Origin of the sequence: Bartonella sp. MR110HLJHH (assembly GCF_042194225.1) — a bacterium.
Lineage (GTDB): Bacteria > Pseudomonadota > Alphaproteobacteria > Rhizobiales > Rhizobiaceae > Bartonella > Bartonella grahamii.
Window position 1 is genome coordinate 1 of the sequence record NZ_JBHIMQ010000020.1, and the last position, 9,142, is coordinate 9,142.

At 37.9% G+C, this 9,142-nt stretch carries 6 protein-coding genes and 2 pseudogenes; 6 read left to right on the plus strand and 2 right to left on the minus strand.

Annotated elements, in window-relative coordinates:
* Positions 1 to 284 precede the first annotated feature (284 nt).
* A complete protein-coding gene (locus ACFIKB_RS08430) occupies positions 285 to 686 on the plus strand; it encodes a hypothetical protein (RefSeq protein WP_375653290.1) in 402 nt (133 codons plus the stop codon).
* A 54-nt stretch (positions 687 to 740) separates the two neighbouring features.
* Here the strand turns inward: ACFIKB_RS08430 and ACFIKB_RS08435 are convergent, their stop codons facing one another.
* Positions 741 to 941: an AlpA family transcriptional regulator gene (locus tag ACFIKB_RS08435; protein ID WP_273788688.1), complete on the minus strand. Its 201-nt coding sequence runs from the start codon at positions 939 to 941 to the stop codon at positions 741 to 743.
* A 209-nt stretch (positions 942 to 1,150) separates the two neighbouring features.
* A pseudogene (locus tag ACFIKB_RS08440) lies at positions 1,151 to 2,316 on the minus strand (tyrosine-type recombinase/integrase).
* Between the two features lie 1,276 nt (positions 2,317 to 3,592).
* Between ACFIKB_RS08440 and ACFIKB_RS08445 the strand changes: the two are divergent.
* From ACFIKB_RS08445 to ACFIKB_RS08465, 5 genes and pseudogenes are all read left to right on the plus strand, one after another.
* Positions 3,593 to 5,377 carry an MFS transporter gene (locus tag ACFIKB_RS08445; RefSeq protein ID WP_375653292.1) on the plus strand — a complete coding sequence of 595 codons (1,785 nt, stop codon included), beginning with the start codon at positions 3,593 to 3,595 and terminating at the stop codon, positions 5,375 to 5,377.
* Positions 5,367 to 5,858 (plus strand): hypothetical protein, encoded by a 492-nt coding sequence (locus ACFIKB_RS08450; RefSeq protein WP_375653294.1) that lies wholly within the window; start codon positions 5,367 to 5,369, stop codon positions 5,856 to 5,858. Before ACFIKB_RS08445 ends, ACFIKB_RS08450 begins: the two co-directional genes overlap by 11 nt.
* Positions 5,859 to 6,109: 251 nt before the next feature.
* The gene (locus tag ACFIKB_RS08455; RefSeq protein ID WP_375653296.1) at positions 6,110 to 7,951 is read left to right on the plus strand and encodes a glycine zipper family protein; all 1,842 of its coding nucleotides are present in this window, start codon (positions 6,110 to 6,112) and stop codon (positions 7,949 to 7,951) included.
* The gene (locus ACFIKB_RS08460; protein ID WP_375649223.1) at positions 7,948 to 8,595 is read left to right on the plus strand and encodes a transglycosylase SLT domain-containing protein; all 648 of its coding nucleotides are present in this window, start codon (positions 7,948 to 7,950) and stop codon (positions 8,593 to 8,595) included. The genes ACFIKB_RS08455 and ACFIKB_RS08460 overlap by 4 nt, the downstream gene beginning before the upstream one ends.
* 12 nt (positions 8,596 to 8,607) lie before the next feature.
* A pseudogene (locus ACFIKB_RS08465) lies at positions 8,608 to 9,142 on the plus strand (phage tail protein); the annotation flags it as partial.

Sequence of the window (9,142 nt, forward strand, 5' to 3'; positions counted from 1 at the left end):
AGAGCCGAAAATCTCCCGATTTGTCGTCCTGGCGCTGTCATACCACAGCGCAGTGTCAAGAAGCGCTTAAACAGCCCTTTTTGTAAAAAATATAAAAATAGTCGCAAATGCCAGCCTTAATGATCAACAATCCGCCATCCTTGCCTTCGCTTGGAATGGCGGGATTGTTTCCTCAACCAACCATTTCAATATTGTTCACCGTTGTTTTAAGCAGCGGTGACAGAAAATATCAACAGGTTTATGAGCTGTTTTATCGTAAAGAAACCCACTGAAGGAGGGGAAAAATGAAAAAAATTTTAAAACTATTGAGCTGTATAACTCTGTTAAGTATCGCTGGATGTGACTCAAAGCCTCCTTCAAGATACTTTGTTATATGGCAAAAGCCAGATGCAGATTCTACTGAAGTAGCAAAAGCATTGTTAGAGTGTGGTAAGCCAACTCCTTATAATGTCGATACAGAAAATAGTGGATTAGGTTTCGGTGAATGGGCAATAATTCATACTTGTATGCTTCAATCTGGCTTCCACTATAGAAGTGAAAATGGAAAGTGGTGTGAAAATTGTCAAGATGATAGGATTCCGGTGTATCCTCTTAGTGGTTCTATCACGCCTCAGCGAAGTGTTGAGAGACGCTTAAATAGCCCTTATTGTAAAAAACATTCAGAACAACTTGAATGCCAGCCTTAAGTCTTGCTTCAGCAGAGAAAGCCTTGTCCGTCCTTACGTGACAAGGTTTTCTTTTTATGCTACGTCGCTTTGACGTTGCTGTTTCGCTTGCTCGATTACATTGATAAGATCTGATTGTAACCAACGCGATAAAAAACCAAATTTTAAAGGTTTTGGGAGAGAGCCATTGGTAACATGACGGCGGAATGTTGAGACACTCATATGAAGCAATTTTGCACTTTCACGATCTGTCAAAAGAATATCATTTTCTGTCATACTAAAATCCTTTCACTCTCAAAAAATGAGAACAAATCATAAGCATTTATTAACCACATTTTGGTTCATTTTTGAAGGTATTTTATTTATAGAAAACAATATTTTATCATATTTTTGTTGATGTGATAAATTATGACTCTTATTGAGAAAGAATGAGAGACAAGAGAGTTAAAGTTATCCACAGATCATGGGGTTATGCACCCCATATCTTAGGTTTGACCAGTGACATAAGCCGCCCATTTATCCATATAAACGCGGCGCTGTTCTAGATAGTCAGTCCGACGATAGGCACGCTCTACTTTACCGCCTACTGTATGACTTAGAATAGTTTCTGCGACTTCATAAGGGGCATCGGTTGTTTCAGCGAGCCAATCACGTAAACTAGAACGAAATCCATGGGGGCATGCCTCAATTTTATTGTCTCTCATATATTGAGCCATACAATTTGCAGCGAGGGGACCCCGACCGGTTGCAGAAAAGAAGAAATCATTGCGAGAAAGCAAGCGCGCTTGTTTTAAGATTTCTAATGCTTCTGATGATAGAGGCACGCGAAACTCTTCTGTAGTATCACGTCGACCTTTCATATTTTCAGCAGGGATTGTCCAGATATCGCCATCAACTTGGTCTTTATGAATATGACACAAAGGGTTGGTACGAACGCCTGTCAAAATAAGCAAACGCAAAGCCAGTTGTGTTAAGGTTGATGCTTCGCAAAGTGTTTTATAAAAGGCAGGGACATCTCTCCAATCCATAGCTGGAAAATTTTGCGTTTTATGGCGTTGTTTACCTAAGAGAGCGCGTGCTTTTTCTGTTGCTTGTAAATCAACATCCAATCCTAAGGCAGCCGCATGTTTGAGACATATATTAAGACGGGTAAGAGCTTATCAGCTGTTGCTGCTTTTGTATGCCAAATAGGGGCAAGCGTATTGCGTATCTCTGTTTGTGTAATCTCAGAAACGGGAAGACAGCCTAATTTGGGCAGAATATGAAGGCGTAATGGCAAAAACCAATCCCCATCTTTACCATCATTTTTTAATTCAGCTTTACGACTTTCAAAAGCATCCAACGCGATATCTTTTAAATAATGGAGATTACTTATTGCTTCACGCTTTTGTTTTTCACGTTCTTTAATAGGGTCACGCCCCTCATGCAAAACAGAACGCCACTGATTTGCTAATTCACGGGCTTGTTTTAAAGAAACATCTCTCAAGGCACCCAAGCCCATTTCGCGGCGCCGACCATGAATGGTATAACGGTAAATCCATTGAGCACCTCCATCTTTACGCTTATGAAGTAACAAGCCGGCACCATCATTATATTTGCCAGCTCCCAATGTTGCGACAGCCCTTGCATTAAGACGGTTCATAAGAGCCATTTTTAGTCCTTTCTTATACAAATTTTATCCACACACTCATCCCACTTGTTATGTACAAATGAGTGGTTTTGATTGATTCGACATAAACAGGTTTGGAATGAGAGAATCTTGCGTTATTCGAGGGTCTAATTCAATATGAATAGAGCTAGATTATCATTATAAATCAATATGATTGTATCTTTAATAAGAAATAAAAGTTTGTATTTTGGCGTCGAGTAGAAGCTCTTTTAAAGGTAAATTCACCGCAAGTAGTATTTCACAAAATTACAATTAAAACAGAAAAATAATTGAAAAATTTTTCTTCTGAGAAGCTGATTTACGCAACAACTATTCTTTAATTTCAGCCCAAAAAAAACTTTTTAAAATTACTTGATAAAGCAGAGCATTGCATATTTCTTATTGCGATTGAAGTGAAATAGCCATTGAAATCAGGAATAATACTTTTTGAATGAATTTAATAATTAAAATGGAAATTAGCTGAGCACAAGAGTTTTTCGATTTATACCGGTATAGGCCAATTTGTTTTCCAAACTGAATATTGCGTAATACAGTTAAATTGACTTTACAATTATAAAGTTGTATAATTCCAGACTTTTTACAAAATACTAATTGTCTTGAATATAAATAAGGTACATAATAACAATATGAGGAGGATATTATGATATACGGGGGGCGAATAAATTTGATCGCGTGTGGAAATACATTGAAACAGTTAAGAATCTTCAACCTCTGCAAAGTATAGGAATAAGAGCGACAGTTACCAAAGAGATTCTAGAAAATATTATTAATTTTATCGATTTTTGTATAAGCAAAGATGTCGATTATGTCGGATTCAGCCCGCTCGATACGTCGTCATTTAGTTTTTCTAGAAAAAATAATACAAAGGATCGATCTAAGGCTTTAAGAAACAAAACTCTTCCGCCAAACGCTTCACTTTTTCATTTGAGAGATGAATTATCAAGGAAAGAATCCCCCCTCCAGATTTATATAGATAAAAAGTTCCAAGAAAGGAAAATCTCATGGACGTCACAAAATTTTGTAAATTGTATTAATTATTACTTAGGCGAAAATTCTACGTACGTTTCGTCGCCGTTAATGTGTTTATTTCCATTTTCATCCTTGGTATTGGACTATAATGGAGATTTAAAAAATTGCTTTTATTCAGAAGTTTTTGGGAATCTACAAAATTATGAGGCAATAGATTGGTCTGCTCAAAACGTTTTAAAATCTTTGAAAGAATCTGGCACATGTAGCGGATGTCGTGGGAAGGTATTTTGTGGATAAGGTTAAGCAATTTAAGATTTATAGTGTTAGCAAGTCTACTGCTCTGGTGGTTGCTGTTTTACCACTTTTTTTGTCGGAAAAATTGCATTTGTCGCAAGCGGATATTGTTTTAATCGGTAGTTATTTTTTATTGCTTCCTTTGATCTTAGAAGTCCCCTTGGGTTTATTATCAGATGTTTATGGAAGTAAGCGCGTTATTTATACTGGTCTGTTTTTCTTTCTTTGCGGTTTTTTAGCTCTTTTTATGAATTATGCATATTTTGCTTACGCCACTTATTTGTTGTGTATTACATTAGCAACCGCTTGTTTCTCAGGTGCGGAAGATAGTTTACTCTTTTCTGTAGTACCAAAGCATCGCACACTGTTTTCCGTTAAGTCCGAAGTGGCTGCTGTTACCTATAGTGTGACAACGGTACTTATTTTTTTAGGGGGAATACTTTATTATGTGCATCCTGCATTGCCTTTGATTTTTCAAGTCCTTTCATTAATTTTTGCTATTTTTATGTTTTCAAAACTGACGAAGGGATTAGATAGTTTTCATATCAACGCTCATCCGAATATTTTCACAGTTATGTGCGCCAGCGGTAAAGAAGTCAAAAATCCCTATCGCTTCACTCTTATTTTTTTAAGTGCAGTTTCAGCTTTTGCTATTTTGGTTAATAATCGAACTGTTTCTATCGCATTTTCTGATTTTTTGCCATTTCAACCTGCTATTTTGGTTTCGATTATTTTTATCATTGGGAATTTTTGTTCAGCAAGTTCCAATATATTGTTTCAGAAGTATTTTTCAAAGTTTCAAAATCCTACTTTTCCCGTCTTAATGATTGGTTGTATGGTAACCATTGCTTTTTTTCTCATGTCATTTCAAATCATTGCGGCTCTTATATTAGGATTTTTACTGCTATGTGTTTTTAAGTCTGCTTATCGATCTTATCTGTCGTCTCTTCTTATAAATTCACTGATTGATCCCAAAGCTATCGCGACTGTTTTATCATTTACAGCCATTATTACAGCTGTTGTATCTTTTGCATTCAGTTTTTTATACGGTCATGTTTTTTCAACATTCCGGCAAGCTAATTTGTGGTTGGCAGTGATTATGGCTGTGATTTTTGGGGTGTCTGCTTTAATTATTTTTGTCAGAAAACAAGAAATCATTTGGTTACAGCCTGAAAATGCACAATCGTCAAAACAACATTTCTTGAAACGCAAGCATCAAGAGTTTTGCTATGGGCAAATTTATCCGGAAGCATCGTGCATTAATGAAAACATCAAGGATGGCTCTTTTCGACAAAGTCTCTATCCTGCACCAAATATGATAACACTTTGCGATGAAGTAGTCGAATGGGAGTTTATCCGAGGTACTGTATTGAGCCAAATGGATTTGCTACATCAAAAGGCGATTATTGATCAAATCAATAAGATCTTTCAAGATCGATTAAGCAAGAATATAATCTTATCACATGGAGATTTACATCCTGATAATATCATTGTTACTTCTGATAGTTCTTTTATGGTAGTGGATTGGGATTTATGTCAAGAAGCCAGTCCGGAATTGGATATCTTAACATTTTTCACCAGTCCAAGATTATCTCTCAATTTAGAAGAACGGATAGACTATATTTCTCATTTGCTGTCTATATCAAAGGATGAAGCTTTACCAATGATAAAAGCGTTTGTGGCTAAAAAAATTTCTGATCTTTCTCTATACCAAAATATTTTCATGAAACAATTAGTATTGGATTATATGAACTTGAATAAGAAATTTCATGGGCGATAATATTGTAATTTGTAATGAAAATTGCAGTGCGGGCTGCAATCATTGTCCGTATTCGATGGAATATATGGTGAGAGATGACGCGTTGCCTGAATCTTTATATACAATAAATGACATAAAATCTGATTTTATTATTCTTGCTGGTGGAGAGCTTTTTGAGCTCGATTATGATTTACTTCATAAATATACTTGTATGTGTCTCATTTGTAAAAAATATTTTCGGATTGCAACAGGGGGGCATATCTATATTCGACCATATTTGAAGCTATTAAAGAGTAATCCGTTCTTTTTAGGGATACAAATAGGCACAGATGTTATTTCAGAGATAAGAAATCTAGACAGTAAAAAATATAAACAAAAGTGGGTGCGTAACATAGAATGTATGAAAAAATATAGCGTACCATATAGTGTGACGATTACTTTATCGGAGAGATTCGATTTGGCAGAAGTGTATACTCTAAGAATAGAACGCGTTTCCGCGTAGTTGAAGACCCTGATGAAATTGAAAAAATTATAAGATCACATGCTAACACTTTTCCTTCGTCCTCTTCTCAATATGTATATTCTAAAAATGGAACGCGTTTTCGCGTAGTTGAAGACCCGTCTGAGATTGCAAAGCTATCTAATTCTTTTTCTGAAAGTCAACAAAGTACAGTAGATCAATCAAGTACACCAGATTCTTCTCCACTTGATGGCAAGGATTGGAGCAAGACGCGTGCGGTTTGGAGCCACCTTATGTCTGGTCTCACGGCAGGTTATAGTGATGAGATACAAGCGGGGAATGAAGCGGGTTTTACGGATTATTGGAGCGGCGATAAAAAAGCCGAAGAAATCTATAATAGAAGAGTAGCCAAGGAACGCGCTTACCAAAAAGCCTTGGAAGAGAAACATCCATGGTTGTCTTCTGGTGCTTATATTGCTGGTTCGATTTTACCAACAATAGCATCATTTGGTATTCCAGCATTAAATTTTTTGCGAGCAGGTTCGACTTTAGGAGGTTTAGGTAGGGGAGCTCTTGTTGGGGCAGGTTCTGGAGCTTTACACGGTTCTGGTGCAGGAGAAGGTTACAATGATACGGTGAATTCGGCGTTAGCTGGTGGTGTTGGTGGGGCAGTTTTGACGCCGGTTGCTGCTTTAGGAGGTATAGGTATTTCTAAGGCAGTTCGTAGTTTAGGAAATGCTTTAAAATCACCTCCACTTGTAAGGAATTATTTTAATCCTGCTCATAAAGAGGTTTCCAATAAAGCTTTGCGAGAAGTTGCCAAGCAACTTTACGATAATAAAACCCCAAAAATTACCGAACGTCTTAGCTCAGAACCTCAGGAAGTATTTTTGACAGATATTAATGAAAAACTACGACAGACTTTGTGGAATGCGTCTAAAACAAATGAAGATGTTTATAATCTCTTGAAACAAGCGCATGAGAAAAGATTGGGAGGTTCTGTTCGACGTCTTGATGATATGATGGAGCAGACAATTGTTCCATACCAGCATAGCGATACTTTAAGCAGGACGCTTAAACAGCAAGGGAAAGAAGCGCATGATCATCTCTATGAACAAGCGAAGCAAATTCCAATAGGAAAAGAACATTATCCAGCTCTTAATAATTTTTTTGAGAATAAAGGGTTTCAAAGAGCTCTCAAAGAAGCTGTTAAGACTTTAGAGGAACACCCCCTCAGTATAAATCCTAGACGATTTTATAATAGAAAGTTTAGCAGTATAAACTATAAACCTACGATAGAGTTATTAGATCAAACCAAGAAGTCTCTTGATGATTTAATCGAAAAAAGTAAGAAACATGGCGATAACCAGAAGGTTTTAGGATACGAAATCCTCAAACAAAATTTGGTAAAAATAATGGATCAAATCTCTCCTACTTATCAAGCAGCGCGTGGTAGTGCAGCAAAATTCAAAAATTTTGCAGATAGTTTTGAGAAGGGTAGACAAGCTTTAGGCACGAAACTTGAAAAGAGTATTGAAAGGGATGCAGTTAAGGAAAATCTTTTTAAAGGGAATTGGACAAAACAAAATAATACCTATCAGATGGGCATGAGAGATGCATTAGATGATTTACTCAGAAAAAATGATGACCCTATTAATGAATTTTCTAAACTTTTAAAACAAAATCTTGCATCTGAGAATCTTAAAAGGATGATAGGACCGGAACGGTTTTCTACTTTTAAAAAGGCAGTAGATCAGGAGCAATTCTATTCTGATGCAGCAAAAGAGGGTTTTAGCAAATTTGAAGGCATTCCTAAGATTTCTCTTTTTGATGGAGTTCGTGTACCACATAGTATTCCTGATATACCAGCTCAAGGCTTAAAATTAGCACGAAACATATTTTTTCATCCGAATGCACCAGAGGCGCTACGAGCAAAACGAGAGCTAGAGCGCGGTATAGCGAAATTAGCAACTTTTGGCGTTAAAGGAATGGAACGCAATGAAATTGCCAAATTGATTCAAAGTGCTTTGAAGTGGCATAAAGCCGGTGTGATAACGGATGAAGGCTTGAAGATTGTTTCTAGAGCTGTAGCAAAAGGGTTAGGTCCTAGTGCTTCAATAGAGTATGCGAAATGACCCGTTATAGTCCTTCTGTTAATCAAGCGATACGGCAAACGGCAGCACGTTACGGCTTGCCAGAGAGTTATTTATACCGTGTTGCGCAAGTGGAAAGTGGAGGAAATCCGAATGCAAGGAATCCCCGCTCTTCTGCGGGTGGGTTGTATCAATTTATCGATAGCACCGCCAAACAATATGGTTTGCAGGATCGTTTTGACCCCATGCAAGCGGCAGATGCCATGGGGCGGTTGACACTTGATAATCGCAATCATTTAAGCCGTCTGTTGGGAAGAGCGCCTAGTGAAGCGGAATTGTATTTAGCACATCAACAAGGGGCAGGAGGAGCCGCGCGGCTTCTTCAAAATCCCCATGCCAATGCGGCGCAAATTGTTGGGAGCAATGCGGTTGGCTTGAATGGTGGAAACAACGCTATGCGTGCAAGTGATTTTGTCAACCGTGTATTACAGATGTATGGTGGGCAGCCTCATAGAGCAAGTCCTACAGCGCATGGTGGCATTAGAAATAGAGACAACTTGTTAGAGGTTTTAAGGGCATTATTAGCATCACAAGAAGAAGCTTCGGAAGAAGAAGAGAGTGATGATGATAATCCTTTGATGACGCAATTCATGCGGGCGTTTTACGGACCATTTTACCGGAATTAGGATTTATGAGAGATGTCAACGATTTATGATTGGTCGCTTAGAGCGGCGGATAATACGCGCGTGGATGATTTGATTGATTGGTCCGAAGGACAGCATCCTAGCAGTGTGAACACGAGCGCCCGTGTGATGATGCAGCGCGTAAAGGAATACTTGTCAGACACGGGTGGAGAGCTTGAAGGCATTGTTACAAATGATCATGTCCAACAAACGAGTGTGATAAGACTTGCAAGCACTTCACAGTTTTTAGAGTATAAGAATGGTATCGTTTTGCGCTTTATGGCTATGGGCAGGAATGTTGGAGCGACCACGATTGTCTTAAATGATTTAGTTGCTAAGCCTGTTTATAAGGCGACAGAATTAGGCATCAGTGCATTATCGGGAGGGGAAATCCAACAAGGGTGCATTTATACATTGATTTATAATGGAGATCATTGGCATCTTGTTAATCCTACCTCTATCCCTTTAGAAGAAGAAAGCAGTCTTTATCCCACGGGTTTTATAGGAACCTTTGGAATGCGCGGGATTCCAAAGGATTGGTTAATTTGCG